15 protein-coding genes are annotated in these 16,055 nt (G+C 73.0%); 1 reads left to right on the top strand and 14 read right to left on the bottom strand.

Features of this window, described 5'->3' with window-relative positions; all coding sequences use genetic code 11:
• Positions 1-263: 263 nt before the first annotated feature.
• The 9 genes from tsaD to glmS form a co-directional block, all read right to left on the bottom strand.
• Positions 264-1,310, bottom strand: coding sequence for a tRNA (adenosine(37)-N6)-threonylcarbamoyltransferase complex transferase subunit TsaD (tsaD, locus tag ACSSS0_RS16635; RefSeq protein ID WP_487228859.1), 1,047 nt, complete (start codon positions 1,308-1,310; stop codon positions 264-266).
• Complete coding sequence (rimI, locus tag ACSSS0_RS16630) at positions 1,307-1,804, bottom strand: ribosomal protein S18-alanine N-acetyltransferase (protein WP_487228858.1); 498 nt, start codon at positions 1,802-1,804, stop codon at positions 1,307-1,309. The genes tsaD and rimI overlap by 4 nt, the downstream gene beginning before the upstream one ends.
• Positions 1,801-2,508: a tRNA (adenosine(37)-N6)-threonylcarbamoyltransferase complex dimerization subunit type 1 TsaB gene (tsaB, locus tag ACSSS0_RS16625; RefSeq protein WP_487228857.1), complete on the bottom strand. Its 708-nt coding sequence runs from the start codon at positions 2,506-2,508 to the stop codon at positions 1,801-1,803. Before tsaB ends, rimI begins: the two co-directional genes overlap by 4 nt.
• An 84-nt stretch (positions 2,509-2,592) precedes the next feature.
• On the bottom strand, positions 2,593-3,057 hold the full coding sequence (gene tsaE, locus ACSSS0_RS16620) for a tRNA (adenosine(37)-N6)-threonylcarbamoyltransferase complex ATPase subunit type 1 TsaE (protein WP_487228856.1): 465 nt from the start codon (positions 3,055-3,057) through the stop codon (positions 2,593-2,595).
• 4 nt (positions 3,058-3,061) lie between these two features.
• A complete protein-coding gene (locus ACSSS0_RS16615) occupies positions 3,062-4,312 on the bottom strand; it encodes an alpha/beta fold hydrolase (protein ID WP_435986834.1) in 1,251 nt (416 codons plus the stop codon).
• Positions 4,309-5,523, bottom strand: a complete 1,215-nt coding sequence (alr, locus tag ACSSS0_RS16610) for an alanine racemase (protein ID WP_487228855.1) — start codon at positions 5,521-5,523, stop codon at positions 4,309-4,311. The genes ACSSS0_RS16615 and alr overlap by 4 nt, the downstream gene beginning before the upstream one ends.
• A gap of 70 nt (positions 5,524-5,593) precedes the next feature.
• Positions 5,594-7,108, bottom strand: a complete 1,515-nt coding sequence (locus ACSSS0_RS16605) for a bifunctional ADP-dependent NAD(P)H-hydrate dehydratase/NAD(P)H-hydrate epimerase (RefSeq protein ID WP_487228854.1) — start codon at positions 7,106-7,108, stop codon at positions 5,594-5,596.
• The gene (locus ACSSS0_RS16600) at positions 7,108-7,458 is read right to left on the bottom strand and encodes a holo-ACP synthase (protein WP_435986837.1); all 351 of its coding nucleotides are present in this window, start codon (positions 7,456-7,458) and stop codon (positions 7,108-7,110) included. The genes ACSSS0_RS16605 and ACSSS0_RS16600 overlap by 1 nt, the downstream gene beginning before the upstream one ends.
• A gap of 1 nt (position 7,459) precedes the next feature.
• The gene (gene glmS, locus ACSSS0_RS16595; RefSeq protein WP_487228853.1) at positions 7,460-9,319 is read right to left on the bottom strand and encodes a glutamine--fructose-6-phosphate transaminase (isomerizing); all 1,860 of its coding nucleotides are present in this window, start codon (positions 9,317-9,319) and stop codon (positions 7,460-7,462) included.
• A 63-nt stretch (positions 9,320-9,382) separates the two neighbouring features.
• Here glmS and coaA point away from each other — a divergent pair, with 63 nt between their 5' ends.
• A complete protein-coding gene (coaA, locus tag ACSSS0_RS16590) occupies positions 9,383-10,384 on the top strand; it encodes a type I pantothenate kinase (protein ID WP_435986839.1) in 1,002 nt (333 codons plus the stop codon).
• A gap of 110 nt (positions 10,385-10,494) precedes the next feature.
• Here coaA and ACSSS0_RS16585 read toward each other — a convergent pair whose 3' ends face one another.
• The 5 genes from ACSSS0_RS16585 to ACSSS0_RS16565 form a co-directional block, all read right to left on the bottom strand.
• Positions 10,495-11,400, bottom strand: coding sequence for an aggregation-promoting factor C-terminal-like domain-containing protein (locus ACSSS0_RS16585; RefSeq protein ID WP_487228852.1), 906 nt, complete (start codon positions 11,398-11,400; stop codon positions 10,495-10,497).
• A gap of 437 nt (positions 11,401-11,837) precedes the next feature.
• Positions 11,838-13,073 (bottom strand): RNA 5'-3' helicase PhoH2, encoded by a 1,236-nt coding sequence (gene phoH2 / locus ACSSS0_RS16580; RefSeq protein WP_487231220.1) that lies wholly within the window; start codon positions 13,071-13,073, stop codon positions 11,838-11,840.
• A 518-nt stretch (positions 13,074-13,591) separates the two neighbouring features.
• Positions 13,592-14,875 (bottom strand): YncE family protein, encoded by a 1,284-nt coding sequence (locus ACSSS0_RS16575; protein ID WP_487228851.1) that lies wholly within the window; start codon positions 14,873-14,875, stop codon positions 13,592-13,594.
• Between the two features lie 102 nt (positions 14,876-14,977).
• On the bottom strand, positions 14,978-15,316 hold the full coding sequence (locus tag ACSSS0_RS16570) for a hypothetical protein (protein ID WP_435986842.1): 339 nt from the start codon (positions 15,314-15,316) through the stop codon (positions 14,978-14,980).
• Positions 15,313-15,984: a hypothetical protein gene (locus ACSSS0_RS16565; RefSeq protein WP_435986843.1), complete on the bottom strand. Its 672-nt coding sequence runs from the start codon at positions 15,982-15,984 to the stop codon at positions 15,313-15,315. Before ACSSS0_RS16565 ends, ACSSS0_RS16570 begins: the two co-directional genes overlap by 4 nt.
• Between the last annotated feature and the right edge of the window lie 71 nt (positions 15,985-16,055).

Here is a 16,055-nt window from a genome sequence, read left to right as displayed (position 1 = left end):
CTGACTGCCGCTGCGGCCCGGTCACACCCAGCCAGGACGAGAGAGTGCCGGGCGGGCCCAGGAGCAACGCGCCGAGTGCGCAGTGCGACACGCCGGGAGGTGGGCAGCCGTTCGTCCGCGCGGCATCGAAGGCGGCACCGTGCCCCTGCGGGGCCACGTGCCGGCATACGCCGCCTTCGCTCCACGCCGCGCGGGCGTACGGGTGCCCGCCGCCCCCCAGGACGCACGCTCGACGAGACCCAACCAGCGGGCAGTGACGAGAACTACGCCTGGACGAGAGTGACCGGCATCGACGAGTCGGTAGGAAGCCCGAGGTCGCTGGGCTCGCGCCCCTTCGCCACCATCTGCGCCCCGAGCGCCGCGACCATCGCCCCGTTGTCGGTGCACAGCCCGGGACGGGGCACACGCAGGGTGACGCCGGCCTTGGCGCACCGCTCCTCGGCGAGCGCGCGCAGCCGCGAGTTGGCCGCGACGCCGCCGCCGATGAGCAGGTGGTCGACGTCGTGCTCCTTGCAGGCCAGCAGCGCCTTGCGCGTCAGGACGTCGACGACGGCCTCCTGGAAGCTCGCAGCGACGTCGGCGACGGGCACGGTCTCGCCGGCGCGCTGTCGGGTCTCGACCCACCGCGCGACGGCCGTCTTGAGTCCCGAGAAGGAGAAGTCGAAGCGGTGGCGCTCCATGTCGCGGCCGGTGGTGAGCCCGCGGGGGAAGTCGATGGCGATCCGGTTGCCTTCTCGCGCAGCACGATCCACGTGCGGGCCTCCCGGGAAGGGCAGACCGAGCACGCGCGCGACCTTGTCGAAGGCCTCGCCGGCTGCGTCGTCCATCGTCGAGCCGAGCGAGCGCACGTCGTTGGTGACGTCGGGCACGAGGAGCAGCGAGGAGTGCCCGCCGGAGACGAGCATCGCCATCGTGGGCTCGGGCAGCGGGCCGTGCTCGACGATGTCGACGGCGACGTGGGAGGCGAGGTGGTTGACCCCGTAGATGGGCTTGCCCAGGGCGAGCGCGAGGGCCTTGGCCGAGGCGACGCCGACGAGGAGGGCCCCGGCGAGGCCGGGACCCGAGGTGACCGAGATGGCGTCGAGGTCGCGCAGCTGCACACCGGCCTCCCGGCAGGCGCGCTCGATGGTCGGCACCATGGCCTCGAGGTGGGCGCGGCTCGCGACCTCGGGCACGACGCCGCCGAAGCGGGCGTGCTCCTCGACGCTGCTCGCGACCGTGTCGACGAGGAGCGTCTGCCCGCGGACGATGCCGACACCGGTCTCGTCGCAGGACGTCTCGATGCCGAGGACGAGGGGCTCGTCGCTCATGCGTCTCCCTTCGTGACGAGGAGGCGCATGACGAGCGCGTCCACGTTGCCTGGTTGGTAGTAGCGGCGGCGCACCGAGATGACCTCGAACCCGGCCCGGTCGTAGAGGCGCCTCGCCGCGTCGTTGTCGGCGCGCACCTCGAGCAGCACCGCGTCCACACCCCGGGCCGTGGCCCGGCGGACGAGCTCGGCGAGCAGGACGCGCCCCGTGCCGCGGCCCTGGAGGCCGGGGGTCGTGGCGATCGTCATGACGTCGGCCACGTCTCCAGCGACGTCGAGTCCGGCATACCCGGCGATGGTGCCGTCGGGGGTCGCGGCGACGACGTAGTCGCGACGCGGACGGCCGGCGAGCTCGCTCCACCACGTCGCCTCGGACCACGCGTCGTCGGCGAAGAGCTGCTGCTCGAGCGCCGCGAGGTGGGCGAGGTCGGTCCACTCGAGGTCGCGCAGCACGACCTCCGCGCCGGGGTCCGTGTGCGGCTGCGCCACGGTCATCCGAGGGTCGACTTCGTGGAGGGCGGGGCGGGCGCGGCGTCGGGACGGCGCAGGTAGAGCGGCTCGAGACCGTCGAAGCCGTGGCCGGGGTCGACCTGCTGCAGCTCACCGCCGGGTGCGGTCTCGCGCAGGCGGCGGACCGCGAGGTCGGCGAGCGCTCCCCCGCTGACGTCGAGCGGCGCCACCGCGTGCGGGAGCGCCTCGCCGTAGAGGGTCGGGCCGCGTCCCGCGGTGGGCAGCGCCCGGGTCTCGGCGGGCAGGTCGGCCGCCCGGGACACGGCAGGCTCGGTCACGCGGTCGACCCGGGCGTCCCCGAGGAGGTACGCGGCGGCATACACCTCCTTGCGGCGGGCGTCGGTCGCGACGAGCAGGTCGCCGCGCCGGCCACCGACCCACGCCTCGTGGGCGATCGCGTCGAGGCTCGTCAGCCCGCGCACGGGCAGCCCGAGGGCGAAGGCGAACGTGCGGCCGGTGACGATCCCGACGCGCAGGCCGGTGAACGGCCCCGGGCCGATGCCGACGACGACGTCGGTGACGTCGCCGGGCTCGGCCCCGGCCGAGCTCAGTGCGTCGCGGATGTTGGGCGCGAGGTGCTCGGCGTGCGCGCGGGCGTCGAGCGTCGTGGCCTCCGCGACGACCGAGCTGCCATCGTGCAGGCCGACGGTGATGGCGGTCGTGGAGGTGTCGATCGCGAGCAGGAGCACGTCGGTCAGGCTATCCGAGCAGCCGCGGGCTCCCCGAACCCGTGCCGCTCACGTATGCCGTCCGCTCCGCCCGCCCGGCCGCAGTCAGGTCGCGGGCGCCACGGCGTCGAGGACGTCGCCCCAGCGCTCACCCACCCCGACGAGCCGCGCCGTGCGCACGTCGTCGCCGGTGATCGTCAGCTCGAGCCGCGACTCGCTCAGCTGCTCGGCGAGGCCCGCACCCCACTCGACGACGGTCACGCTCGCGTCGAGGTCGGCGTCGAGGTCGAGGTCGTCGAGCTCGAGGGCGCTGCCGAGGCGGTAGGCGTCGACGTGGACGAGCAGCGGTCCGCCGACGAGCGACGGATGCACCCGCGCGATGACGAAGGTCGGCGACGTGATGGGCCCGCGCACGCCGAGGCCCTCGGCGATGCCCTGCGTCAGCGTCGTCTTGCCGGCACCGAGGTCGCCGGTGAGGACGAGGACGTCGCCACCGAGCAGCAGGGCGCCGAGGCGGCGGCCGAAGTCCTGGGTGTCGTCGGTGGTGGCCCAACGGACCTCACGTTCCACGTGCTCAGGCCCCCTTGCTGCGCGCCTGCTTGGCGCGGCCGGAACGGACGAGCTCGGCGGCCTCCTTCTCGAGGCGGCGCTGACGGCGGTTCTTCGCGACGTCGGTGACGATGCGACGCACCCGCGGCTGCTTGTCGACCTCGATCTGCTCGGCCCGCGCCCGTGCCGACTGGTCGACGAGCTGCACGAGGTGGGCGTTGAGCAGGTCGGGGTGCTCGAGCATGATGACGTGTCCGGCGTCGTTGACGACGATGTGCTCGGCGCCAGGGATGCCCTCGACGATGAGCTCGCTGTGCGACGGCGGCGTGAGGATGTCGTCGCGGCCGTTGAAGACGAGGACGACGGCGTGCCGGAACTCGAGCAGGGCGGGCCGCTTGTCGAAGCCGTCGAACGTCTGGAGGTAGTCGTTGACGACGTCGAGCGGCGTGCCGAGGAGGATGTCGCTCGTGTAGCGCACGACCGAGCGGGGCACCGGCGAGGCGAACGAGTTCTGCTCGACCATGAAGTGCTCGATGTCGCGCCCGACGCGCCGGATCCGGGTGAAGAGCTCGGGCCGGCTGCTCAGCGGACCGAGCACGCCCGGTCCGAGGCGCTCGAGCATGAGGCGGCCGAAGGTCGCGGTGCGGCCGCCGTTGGCCAGCATGATGCCCCCGGGGCTGGTCGCGACGAACGCGGCGCCGACGACCCGGTCGACGACGAACCGCGGGTGCTGCTCCCCGAGCGCGAGCATCGTCATGCCACCCATCGAGTGGCCGACGAGGACGAGGTCGCCGTCGGGCACGAGCTCAGTGATGACGGTGTGGAGGTCCTGACCGAGCCGGTCGATGGTGTAGCTGTCCTTCTCGCCGCGACCCGACATGCCGTGGCCGCGCTGGTCCCAGCTGACGACGCGGTAGCCGGCCTCCTTGAGGGCCCGCCGCTGGTAGACCCAGCAGCGCAGGCTGAGGCAGTAGCCGTGCGTCAGCACGACGGTCGGCAGCTCGTCGGGACGTCCGTGGCGGGTGGTGCCGTCGGCGGCGGTCCCGGCCGCTGCGGCGGAGGGCAGGTCGATCTCGACGTGGAGCGGGACGCCGTCGTCGGTGAGCACGACGTGCTCCTCGTCGGGCGTGATGTCGAGCAGCTCGGGGGTCTCCAGGGCCGCCATCGCGGCCCGGTGCTTGCCGGCGCGGTCGGCGGCGATGCCCGCGGCCACCCCGGCGGCGACGCCGAGGGTCGCGGCGGCGATGCCGAGGACGGGGTTGCGGCGAGGGCTCATGCGCGACCCTCGGGGTCCCCGACGTAGAGCCTGGGCACACGCGCCCCGAGCCGCGTCACGATCTCGTAGCTGATGGTGTCGGTCGCGTCGGCCCACTCCTGGGCCGTGGGCTCGCCCGGTGCCCCGCCGAAGAGCGTCACGACGTCGCCGGCCCGCGCCTGCGAGGCCGGCCCGAGATCGACGACGAACTGGTCCATGCAGACGCGACCCGCGATGGTGGTGCGGCGCCCGTCGACCAGGAGCGGCCCGACGTTGGTCGCGTTGCGCGGGACCCCGTCGGCGTAGCCGGCCGGCACGAGCCCGACGACCGTGTCGACCTCCGGGACGTACGCGTGGCCGTAGCTGATCCCCTGCCCCGCCGGCAGCGCCTTGACGAGGGCGAGGCGGGCGCGGAGCGTCATGACCGGACGCAGGCCGAAGTCGTCGTCGACCTGCGGCACCGGGGTGAGGCCGTACATCGCGATCCCGGGCCGCACGAGGTCGGCGTGGGCCGAGGGGTGCACGAGCGTCGCGGCGGAGTTGGCGAGGTGGCGTACCTCGGGGCTCAGCCCGGCCTGCTGGGCCTCGGTGACGGCCTCGAAGAAGCGCTCCTGCTGCGCGAGCACCGTGGGGTGCTCGGGTGAGTCGGCATGGGCGAAGTGGGTCCACACACCGACGACCGTGACCGAACCCTCCTCCTCGACGCGGCGGGCGTGCTGCACGAGCGTGGTCCAGTCGCTGCCGTAGGCACCCCCGCGTCCGAGCCCGGTGTCGACCTTGAGGTGGACGCGGGCGGTGCGGCCGAGCGCGGACGCCGCGTCGGCGATCTCGTCGAGGACCCAGGGCGCCGAGGCGGAGAGGTCGATGTCGCGCTCGACGGCGCCGCGGAAGTCCGAGCCGGGGACGGTGAGCCAGGTCAGCAGGCGGGTCGTGATGCCGGCATCGCGCAGGGCGAACGCCTCGGCGAGCTGCGCCGCGCCGAGCCAGGTGGCACCGCCGCGCACGGCGGCGCGCGCGACCGGCAGCAGCCCGTGGCCGTAGGCGTCGGCCTTGACGACGGCCATGAGCTCGGAGGCGGGCGCGAGGGCGCGCAGGGTGCGCACGTTCGCCTCGAGCGCGGCGAGGTCGATCTCGGCCCACACCGTCAGGCCGTGGGTCTCCGGGGCGGCGGGGCGCCCGCCCGCGGTGGGCGTCGCGGTCCGCTCGGCGTCGGAGGCGTCGATCTGGCTCATCGGTTCAGTCTCGCAGTTCGTCTGGGTGGTCCGGGTGCGGGGCGCCGCGTGCGGGACGCGGGGGCCGGGCTCACCCGGGCGCGGACCGTCCCCGGGCCAGCAGGTCGCGCACCGTCGGTCGTATGCCGTGGGCCACGGCGAGCGCTCGCAGCGGGCCGCCGCCGGAGACCCGGTCGGCCGTGACACCGTGGACGAGCGCGCCGAGCGAGGCCGCGTCGTGCGGGGAGAGTCCCGTCGCGAGCAGGGCGCCGATGACGCCGGAGAGCACGTCGCCCGCCCCCGCCGTGGCGAGCCACGGCGGCGCGTCGGCCTGGGAGCGCACCGGCACGTCCCCGTGGCTGACGACGAGCGTCGTGGCTCCCTTGAGCAGCACGGTGCCGCCGATGAGGCCGGCGAGGTCGCGGGCGGAGCGCAGTGGGTCGGCCGTGACGTCGGCCGCGCTGATCTCGACCTCGTCGGGGCCGGCGTCGGGCCGGACCATCCGTGCCAGCAGACGGCCGAGCTCTCCGGCGTGCGGGGTGACGACGGTCGGCGCGTCGCGCCAGCCCTCGATGAGGTCGAGCCCGCCCGCGTCGATGACGACGGGCAGGTCGGAGGCGAGGGCGGCACGGGCCACCGCGACCTGGGCCTGCGCCTCCGGGCCGGTGGCCGTGACGTCGAGACCGGGGCCGATGACCCAGGCCTGCACCCGGCCGTCGCCCATGACCGCCTCGGGCACGGCTGCTCGCACGAGGCCGGTCGGGGTCGGGGTGCCGACGTAGCGCACCATGCCGACGCCGGCCTCGACGGCCGCCATGACGCTGAGCACGGCGGCGCCGGAGTAGGACTCCCCACCCGCGACGACGCCGAGGACGCCACGGGAGTACTTGTCGTCGCCGCGCGAGGGCACGGGCCAGAGGGCCGCGACGTCGTCCCAGGTGAGCCGCTCGACGGCGGCCGGCACGTCGGTGACGTCGACGCCGATGTCGATGACGGTGAGGCGGCCGGTCGCGGCCTCACCGGCGGGCAAGAGGTGGGCCGGCTTCGGCGTGCCGAAGGTGACGGTCTCGTCGGCCCAGACGGCGTCGTGGTCGTCGGACTCGCCCTCGGGGTCGAGTCCGCTCGCGACGTCGACGGCGATAACCCACGCGTCGTCGTCGATGGCGTCGACGAGGGCCGCGGCCTCGGGACGCAGCCCGGGTCGCCCGCCGATGCCGACGATGCCGTCGAGCACGAGGTCGGCCTCGGCGACGACGGCCACGGCGGCTGCCGGGTCGTCGGCGGCGACGTGGACCATGACTCCCGCGGTCTCGGCCGCCGCGAGGCCGTCGGCGTGCACGCCCTCCCGCCCCGACGCGGGTAACAGCACCACGGCGCACGGGAAGCCGGCCTCGCTCAGCAGGCCCACGGCATACAGGGTGTCGCCGCCGTTGTCACCCGCGCCGACGAGGCCGACGACGGTCGCCTCGTCGGAGTCCTCGAGGCGCGCTGCGGCCACCTGCGCCAGGCCCTGCGCGGCGCGGGACATCAGCTCACCGTCGGGCAGCAGGGCCATGGCGGCGGCCTCGGCGGCACGGACGGCCTCGACGGAGTGTGCGCGGATCATCAGCCCTCCGCGATGACGACGGCCGACGCGACACCCGCGTCGTGCGACAGGGACACGTGGAAGGAGTCGACGCCGAGGTCGTTGGCCCGGGCGAGGACGGTGCCGCCGATCTCGAGCGAGGGGCGGCCGTCGTCGTTCGTCACGACCCGGGCATCGGTCCAGTGCAGGCCGACCGGTGCTCCGAGCGACTTGGCGAGCGCCTCCTTGGCGGCGAAGCGCGCGGCGAGCGAGGCGATGCCGAGGTGGCGCTCCTCGACCGTGAAGAGCCGCTCGCGCAGCGCCGGGGTGCGCTCGAGGGTGGACTCGAAACGCGCGATGTCGACGACGTCGATCCCGACCCCGACGATCACGTCACTCGACCGTGACCGACTTGGCGAGGTTGCGCGGCTGGTCGACGTCGAGGCCCTTGGCCGTCGAGAGCCAGAGCGCGAAGACCTGGAGCGGCACGACCGTCAGCAGCGGCGCGAGAAGCGGGGAGGTCGCGGGCACCCGGATGACCTCGTCGGCGAAGGGCTCGACGGACTCGTCACCCTCCTCGGCGATGACGAGTGTGCGGGCGCCGCGGGCGCGGATCTCCTGGATGTTGCTGACGACCTTGCCGTGCAGACCGTGCTCGCTCGTCGGCGACGGCACGACGACGAAGACCGGCTGGCCCGGCTCGATGAGCGCGATCGGGCCGTGCTTGAGCTCACCGGCGGCGAAGCCCTCGGCGTGGATGTAGGCGAGCTCCTTGAGCTTGAGCGCGCCCTCCATGGCGATCGGGTAGCCGACGTGCCGCCCGAGGAAGAGGACCGAGCGGGTGTCGGCCATGAACTTCGCGATCTCCCTGACCCGGCCCATCTGGCCGAGCAGGGTCTCGATCTTGGCGGGGACGCCGCTCAGCTCCTTCATGACCGACTGCGCGTCGTCGGCGAACGAGCCGCCGCGCAGCTGAGCGAGGTAGAGGCCGAGGACGTAGCAGGCGGTGATCTGCGCGAGGAAGGCCTTGGTCGAGGCGACGGCGATCTCGGGGCCGGCGTGCGTGTAGAGCACGGCGTCGGACTCGCGCGGGATCGTCGAGCCGTGCGTGTTGCACACGGAGACGGTGATGGCGCCGAGCTCGCGGGCGTGCTTGACGGCCATGAGGGTGTCCATCGTCTCGCCCGACTGGCTGATCGAGACGACGAGGGTGCGCTCGTTGACGATGGGGTCGCAGTAGCGGAACTCGTGCGCGAGGGCGACCTCGACGGGGATGCGCGTCCAGTGCTCGATGGCGTACTTGGCGACCATGCCGGCATACGCGGCGGTGCCGCACGCGACGATCGTGATGCGGTCGACGGAGCGCAGCTGCTCCTCCGAGATGCTCATCTCGTCGAGGACGAGGCGTCCCTCGGCGTCGGTGCGCCCGAGGAGGGTGTCGGCCACGGCGTGCGGCTGGTCGTGGATCTCCTTCTCCATGAACGTCGCGTAGCCGCCCTTCTCGGCAGCCGCGGCGTCCCAGGTGACCTCGTACGCCTTGCCCTCGGCGGGCGTGCCGTCGAAGTTGATGACGCTGGCACCGTCGGGCGTGATCGTAACGATCTGGTCCTGGGCGAGCTCGAGCGCGTGCCGCGTGTGGCCGATGAAGGCCGCGACGTCGGAGCCGAGGTAGTTGGCGTCGTCGCCGAGGCCGACGACGAGCGGGCTGTTGCGGCGGGCGCCGACGACGACTCCCGGCTGGTCGGCGTGGATCGCGAGGAGGGTGAACGCGCCCTCGAGGTCGGCGACGACGGCGCGCATGGCGTCGGTCAGGTCGTGCTCGCGCTCGTAGGCGGCGGCCACGAGGTGGGCGACGACCTCGGTGTCGGTCTCGCTCGTGAACTCGACGCCGTCGGCCAGCAGGCCCTTCTTCAGGCTGTGGAAGTTCTCGATGATGCCGTTGTGGATGAGGGCGAGCTTGCCGTCCTTGCCACCACGGTGCGGGTGGGCGTTCTGGTCGGTCGGGCCGCCGTGCGTGGCCCAGCGGGTGTGGCCGATGCCGGTCGTCGACGACGGCATCGGGTGGGCCTCGAGCTCGGCCGTCAGATTGGCCAGCTTGCCCGACTTCTTGCGGGTCTCGACGTGGTCACCGTCGAGCAGCGCCACGCCTGCCGAGTCGTAGCCGCGGTACTCCAGACGCGCAAGACCCTCCATGACGACGTCGAGCGCCGTCCCGTCGTCGGTCCGCCCGACGTATCCCACGATTCCGCACATGAGGTCCAGCCTAGGGGACCGTGCAGGGGCCCCACGCCACCCCCGGCCCCGGCGTCCGACAGAATGTCGCTCGTGTCGGAGCCATCCAGCGGTACCGGCGGGAACGGCGGCAACGGCGCCAACGGGACCGCGATCCCGTCGCCGTACGTCGAGTTCGACCGAGCCGCCTGGTCCCGGTTGCGCGAGAACCACCCGCTCAACCTCGACGACGCCGACCTCGCGCGGCTGCGCGGCCTCGGCGACCGCGTCGACCTCAACGAGGTCGAGGAGGTCTACCTCCCCCTCTCGCGCCTGCTCAACTTCTACGTCGGCGCCACCCGCCAGCTGCACCAGGTGACGAGCGACTTCCTCGGCGAGCGCCCGGCCAAGACGCCGTTCGTCATCGGCGTCGCCGGCTCGGTGGCCGTGGGCAAGTCGACGACCGCCCGCATCCTGCGCGAGATGCTCGCGCGCTGGCCCGACACCCCGCGCGTCGCCCTCGTCACGACCGACGGCTTCCTCTTCCCCAACGCCGAGCTCGAGCGCCGGGGCATCCTGCAGCGCAAGGGCTTCCCCGAGTCCTACGACCGGCGCGCCCTACTCCGCTTCGTCGCCGAGATCAAGTCGGGCCGGGCCGAGGTGACCGCCCCGGTCTACTCGCACCTGACCTACGACATCGTCCCCGGCGAGCGCATCGTCGTGCGCCAGCCCGACGTGCTCATCGTCGAGGGCCTCAACGTGCTCCAGGCGCCCGAGGTGCACCCCGTGCGCGGGACCGGCCTCGCGGTCAGCGACTTCTTCGACTTCTCGGTGTACGTCGACGCGTGGGTCGACGACGTGCGCAAGTGGTACGTCGAGCGCTTCCTGCGCCTGCGGGAGACGGCGTTCTCGGACCCCGACTCCTACTTCCACCGCTACGCGGTGCTCAGCGACGACGAGGCCGTCGCGACCGCCAACCGGATCTGGCGCGAGATCAACGGCCCGAACCTCGTCGAGAACATCCTGCCGACCCGCTCGCGGGCGAGCCTCGTGCTGTCCAAGGGCGACAACCACGAGGTGCGCCGGGTCCGCCTGCGCAAGATCTGACCGTCGGGCCCACAGAGCCCACAGAGCCCACAGAGCCCACAGAGCCCGTATGCCGGGTGGCGGGCTCTCGATGGAGCCGGCCACCCGGCATACGGCTGGGTCAGGTCAGGTCAGTACCAGTGCGGCGAGCGCGCCTGCCAGGTCGACCAGGCGTTGCACGGGTTGCCGTAGGACATCTCGATGTACCAGAGGCCCCACTTGATCTGGGTCAGCGGGTTGGTGCGGTAGTCGGCACCGAACTGCGCCATCTTGCGGGCCGGCAGCGACTGCGGGATGCCGTAGGCACCGGAGCTGGGGTTCTCGGCGAACCAGCGCCAGTCGCTCTCGCCGGTCCACAGGTTGACGAGGCAGTTGTACTGCGCGTCGCTCGTCCAGCCGTGGTCGGCCATGAGCACCCGGGCCGCCGCCTGCGGGTCGTCCTTGGCGTTGTCGATGGCGCGCTGGCGCTCCTTGGCGCGCTCGGCCTTGGCCGCCTTCTCGCGGGCCAGCTCGGCCTGCTTGGCGGCCTCCTTCTTCTTCTTGGCCTCGAGCTCCTTGGCCGTGCGCAGGCCGGTGGCCGCGATGGCGGTGCGGCGCTCGTTGCGCGAGACCGAGGCGGCGGCGCGATAGGTCGTGTCGACCGTCGAGGCGCGGGCCAGCTCGTCGGTCTGGGCGACGACACCGCTGCCGACGACGAAGGCGGCCGCGTCGGCGCCGATGAGGTTGGTGGCCTTGGCGTAGGCGAACCCGGAGGCCCCGAGGCCGAGCGCGAGCGCCCCGGCGAGGATCGGTCGGCCGACGTGACGCTTGCGCGAGGACGACGTCGTGTGGCGGCTGCTGCGCGTCGCGTGCGGCTGACCCGACGGGTGTCGGGTCTCGGGACCGCTCACGGCGTCGCGGCGGTCAGGGCCGGCGGTGGCACGGGCAGCGGCAGGGGTGACGGGGATGGCACGGGTCGGGTCGAAAGCCCGCCGGGCCCCCTGGGTCGAGCCGGTCGAGCCGGTCCTGACGGTCGAGCTGGTCGAGGTGCGGGTCACCGGTCGGGGGCTGCGGGGGACGGCTGGAGACGTCTCGGGGTGGACGCGGCCGGACCGCGCCGAGGGAGTGGCGGGGTTCGGGCGCGGAGCGGTCGAGGGAGCCGGAGCGTTGCGGTGCCGGCCTTCATACCGTGCCATGAACAGACGTCACGCCTTCCTGTGTCGAGGGGGGTGCCCGGCGCGTGCGTCTGCGGGCGCTGGCCCGTCGACGGCTGCGCCCGACGTGTGGAGGGTGATCCCGGCGCCGATCGCGCTCACACCCCGACGTGAGCGTTACCGTTCCGAGATCTTTCAACCTCACACGGTGCCAGCCGACCGCATCAGGAGCAAGTCGGTGTCCACCGTCGAGGAGTGGTTCCGGGGTCGTGGCGAGTGGTCCAGCGCACAGCGTCCCCGAGTCCCGTGCTCGGGGATCGCTGTGCGACCTGTGACTCAGGTCACATCTCGAGACCTTCGAGCATGTCGGTGACGAGCGCCGCGATGGGGCTGCGCTCGCTCCGCGTCAGCGTGACGTGGGCGAACAGCGGGTGGCCCTTGAGCTTCTCGATGACGGCGGCCACCCCGTCGTGCCGGCCCACCCGGAGGTTGTCGCGCTGGGCCACGTCGTGGGTGAGCACGACCTTGCTGTTCTGCCCGATGCGCGACAGCACGGTGAGGAGCACGTTGCGCTCCAGCGACTGCGCCTCGTCGACGATGACGAACGCGTCGTGGAGGGAGCGGCCGCGGATGTGCGTCAGGGGCAGCACCTCGAGCAGACCGCGGTCCATGATCTCCTCGACGACCTCGGTCGAGACGAGCGCGCCGAGGGTGTCGAAGACGGCCTGGCCCCACGGGTTCATCTTCTCCTGCTCCGTGCCGGGCAGGTAGCCGAGCTCCTGGCCGCCGACGGCGAAGAGCGGGCGGAAGACGAGGACCTTGCGCTGGGCCCGGCGCTCCATGACCGACTCGAGGCCGGCGCAGAGCGCGAGCGCCGACTTGCCGGTGCCGGCCCGTCCGCCGAGGCTGACGATGCCCACGTCGGGGTCGAGGAGCAGGTCGAGGGCGATCCGCTGCTCGGCGCTGCGACCGTGCAGGCCGAACGCGTCGCGGTCGCCGCGCACGAGCCGGATCTGCTTGTCGGCGCCGACCCGCCCCAGACCGCTTCCCCGCGGCGAGAGCAGGACGAGGCCGGTGTGGCACGGCAGCTCGGCGGCACCGGCGTGCTCGATGCGGCCCCGGTCGTAGAGCTGGTCGAGCTCATCGCTGCTGACCTCGAGCTCCTGCAGGCCGGTCCAGCCCGAGTCGACGCCCTGCTCGTGGCGGTACTCCTCCGCCTCGAGACCGCAGGCCGAGGCCTTGACGCGCATCGGGAGGTCCTTGGACACGATGGTGACGTCGGCGCCCTCGTTGGCGAGGTTGCGCGCCACGGCGAGGATCCTCGTGTCGTTGTCGCCGAGGCGGAAGCCGGCGGGCAGCGACGACGGGTCGGTGTGGTTGAGCTCGACGCGCAGGGTGCCGCCGTCGGTGCCCACGGCGACCGGCTTGTCGAGGCGACCCTCGCTGACGCGGAGGTCGTCGAGCAGGCGCAGGGCCTGGCGGGCGAAGTAGCCGAGCTCCGGGTGGTGCCGCTTGCCCTCGAGCTCGGTCACCACGACGACCGGGAGCACGACCTCGTGCTCGGCGAAGCGGAGCATGGCGCGGGGGTCGGACAGCAGCACCGACGTGTCGAGGACGTACGTCTTGTGCTCGGGCTCGCGTTCGCGGGCCGTCGTGCGCGTGGAGGCGCGTGTCGTGGCGCGTGTGGAGGCCGCGGCCGGCTTGGTGTTCGTGCTGGCGGGGTCCGACGTGACCTGACGGGTCGTACGAGCCATGTGCCACTCCCTACGCGGCGCGCGGTGCGCGCCTAATCGCTCCCGAGATGCCGGGCGGTGACCACCAGAGGGTGGCGCACTGCCCGACCCTCCGTCCTGAGCGATCGCTCCATGGGTGGGCCTCCTGGCAACGTCCGACGGGTGTCGGCCGTTGGGACGACGGTACGACTCGGGGGCGACACCGACGGGGATTGAGCCGTGACGTGTCGTCGTGTCGCAGAAGAGTTCACGCGGCCGTAACGCCACGGCCGCTCGAGGTGGGGCAGGCGGTCGACGAGCACACCGCATACGACCTCGGGGTCACTCCCGGCCGGGCTCGCGTGCGCGCTGGGCGGGCGGGCTCAGCGGTCGAGCTCGAGGTCGTCGAGGTCGTGGTGCTGGATCCGGGTCTCGCCCTCGTCGCCCTGGTACTCCGACGCTCCGCTCTCGTGCGTCACGTAGACGTCGTCGCCGACGACGTTGATCCCCTCGGCGTAGTAGGGGACCTCGGCGACGTCGCGCGCATCGCCCGAGTCGACGAGCCGGAAGCCGTCGGACTGGTCACCGTCGAAGGGCTGGTAGACGAGCTCGTTCGGGGAGATGCCCGGCTTGTCGCCCCACGACGTCGTGAAGAGCAGCCCGCCGTCGGTGGCGGCGACACCCTGGGCGTTGTTCGGGATCCGCTGCGGCCCCGACTGGTTGACGAGCGTGCCGGTCTCGTGGTCAACCTCGTAGCGGTAGAGCTCGGGGTAGCCGGGGCTGCTGTCGCCGGGCAGGACGGTGTTCTTGTCCCACTCCCCCACGTAGGCGTACCGGCCGTCGGGTGAGAGGTTCATGAAGCTGCTGACCGGGACGTCCTGCGAGTGCGAGGCGTTGACGGGCGTGCTCGGGTCGGCCGCGTCGATCTCGGCGCGGTCGTAGACGAGGACCTTGCCGCCGTCGGACACGTAGACCCATCGCCCGTCGGTCGCGACGCCGCCTCCGTGGCCGAGCTCGCCTCCGTCCTCGTCCTTGAGCTGGACGTAGGCCGTCTCGTAGCCGGTGCGCTTGCCCTGGATCGAGAGCCGCACGTCCTCGGAGGAGTCCCCGTGCTTCGCGTAGTACGTCGTGAGGAACTCGTCACGGCCCGCGTCGTAGCCCTGTCCCTGCGGGATGCCCTCGTAGTCCTCGTCGCGCAGGTGGAGCAGCTCGGGCGGCAGCGTGCCGCCGAAGAGGGCCTCCATGAGCTCCGCGGTGACGACGGCCTGCCGCTCCTCCTGCGTGACGACGCCGTCGCCGTCGAGGTCGTAGCGTTCCCGGTCGACGCGCGCCGCGGCCTGCGCCGCCGCGTGCCGGTCGGCGGCCGTGTGCGCCCAGCCGTCGGTGGCGCCGCCATCGCCGCTCGCCCCGTCCTGTCCCGCGGCGTTGCGTCGCAGGGCCGCGGCCAGCGACGAGAGGTCGTCACCGACCCGCTCGAGCTGCGCCGCGACCGGTGGCCACCGGTCGAGCAGGTGGTCGAGGTCGCCACCGCCCCAGTGCCCTTTGAGGCCGTGGACGGAGCGGTTCGCCTCGGCGCGCAGCGACTCCAGGTCACGGGCGTGGGCGGTGAGCCGCTCGGCGCTGGCGCGCAGGGCCACGGGGTCGGACCCCTTGCGGTAGATCGCCATGGACGTTCCTCCCCCGGACGACCCCGGCAGGGTCGTCGCTGTCGCGCTGGTCCCCGCCCGGCGCGGCGGGGACCGGCGTGTGCCTCGTGGTGGCGCGTCCCGTCAGGCCCAGGGAGAGCGGCCCATGACGCGGACGTACTCGCGCTTCCAGCGCCATCGGACCGCGGCGATGGCCATCCCGACGACGCCGAGGATCCCGAAGATCGCGAGGATGAGGAAGGCGACGCCCATGGCGCCCTCGGCCCCTTGGTCGGCGCCCTTCTTGACCATGAAGAAGAAGATGACCCCGACGACGGTGAAGGCGAGGAAGAAGACGAACATCAGCGCGGGCTCGCGGATCTTGAGCGTGAGCAGCCCGCGCTCCTGGCTGACGTAGGAGAACGGCTCCTTCGGCGGCGTCGGGCCGGCGGGGTCCGTCTGGCGCGGCGTCGGGGCGCTCATGCGGGCACCGTCTCGGTGTAGAGGGCGGACACGGCACCCAGCAGGCCGTCGGCGTCGACGACCCCACCCGTGCCCGTGCCCGGCCCGGCGACGTCGGTGAGCGCCTCGTAGTCGCTGCCCGAGCGGCGGACCGCGAGGTTGGTGCTGCCCTCGAGGGTCTGCACCTCGAGGAAGACGCCCGCGTCCGCGTCGGCCGCGAAGCGCTCGCGCACGAGCCCGGTCACGAGCGCACCGGTGTTGCCGTCGCGCTCGCCGAGGCGGATGAACCACGACGCGAGCTGGCGCGGTTGCATGAGCGCGATGACGGTGTCGGACTCGACGAGGATCGCGAAGTCGGCCTGGCTGACGTTCTCGCCCACGAGGCCGATGCGGGTCCAGCGCGTGGCCGCGCCCACGGCGTACTCGACGAGGGCGGCGTTCGAGCGCGACTCCGGCGTGCCGTCGTCGGTGACCGTGAGCCAGCCGCGCGAGGCGAGGCTGGAGGCGCCGGCGAGCAGGGCGGCGTCGTCGGCAGCACGGGGGTCGAGCATGAGCAGGCGGCGCGAGCGCTCACCGGCCGGGGTCTCGTGGCGGGCCATCAGGTAGGCGAGCTCGGCGGCTCCCAGCCCGAAGACGTCCTCGGGGAGCTCGAAACCCTCGAGCGGGGTGCCCTTCATCGGGTCAGCCATGGTTCTCCTCGGTCGTGGTCTGTGTGTCGTTCGCGGGATGGTCGTGCGGCCGGCGCGTGGGCCCTGTCGTC

The organism is Terrabacter sp. R4-6 (assembly GCF_057529065.1).
Note: the sequence above shows the minus strand (reverse complement) of the source record. Positions and strands in the feature narration are given on the sequence as shown.

Coding starts and splice junctions, on each gene's coding strand:
- tsaD (WP_487228859.1), bottom strand. CDS start 1,310: ATGAGCGACGAGCCCCTCGTCCTCGGCATCGAGACGTCCTGCGACGAG.
- rimI (WP_487228858.1), bottom strand. CDS start 1,804: ATGACCGTGGCGCAGCCGCACACGGACCCCGGCGCGGAGGTCGTGCTG.
- ACSSS0_RS16615 (WP_435986834.1), bottom strand. CDS start 4,312: ATGAGCCCTCGCCGCAACCCCGTCCTCGGCATCGCCGCCGCGACCCTC.
- alr (WP_487228855.1), bottom strand. CDS start 5,523: ATGAGCCAGATCGACGCCTCCGACGCCGAGCGGACCGCGACGCCCACC.
- ACSSS0_RS16605 (WP_487228854.1), bottom strand. CDS start 7,108: ATGATCCGCGCACACTCCGTCGAGGCCGTCCGTGCCGCCGAGGCCGCC.
- glmS (WP_487228853.1), bottom strand. CDS start 9,319: ATGTGCGGAATCGTGGGATACGTCGGGCGGACCGACGACGGGACGGCG.
- coaA (WP_435986839.1), top strand. CDS start 9,383: ATGTCGCTCGTGTCGGAGCCATCCAGCGGTACCGGCGGGAACGGCGGC.
- phoH2 (WP_487231220.1), bottom strand. CDS start 13,073: ATGCTCCGCTTCGCCGAGCACGAGGTCGTGCTCCCGGTCGTCGTGGTG.
- ACSSS0_RS16575 (WP_487228851.1), bottom strand. CDS start 14,875: ATGGCGATCTACCGCAAGGGGTCCGACCCCGTGGCCCTGCGCGCCAGC.
- ACSSS0_RS16570 (WP_435986842.1), bottom strand. CDS start 15,316: ATGAGCGCCCCGACGCCGCGCCAGACGGACCCCGCCGGCCCGACGCCG.
- ACSSS0_RS16565 (WP_435986843.1), bottom strand. CDS start 15,984: ATGGCTGACCCGATGAAGGGCACCCCGCTCGAGGGTTTCGAGCTCCCC.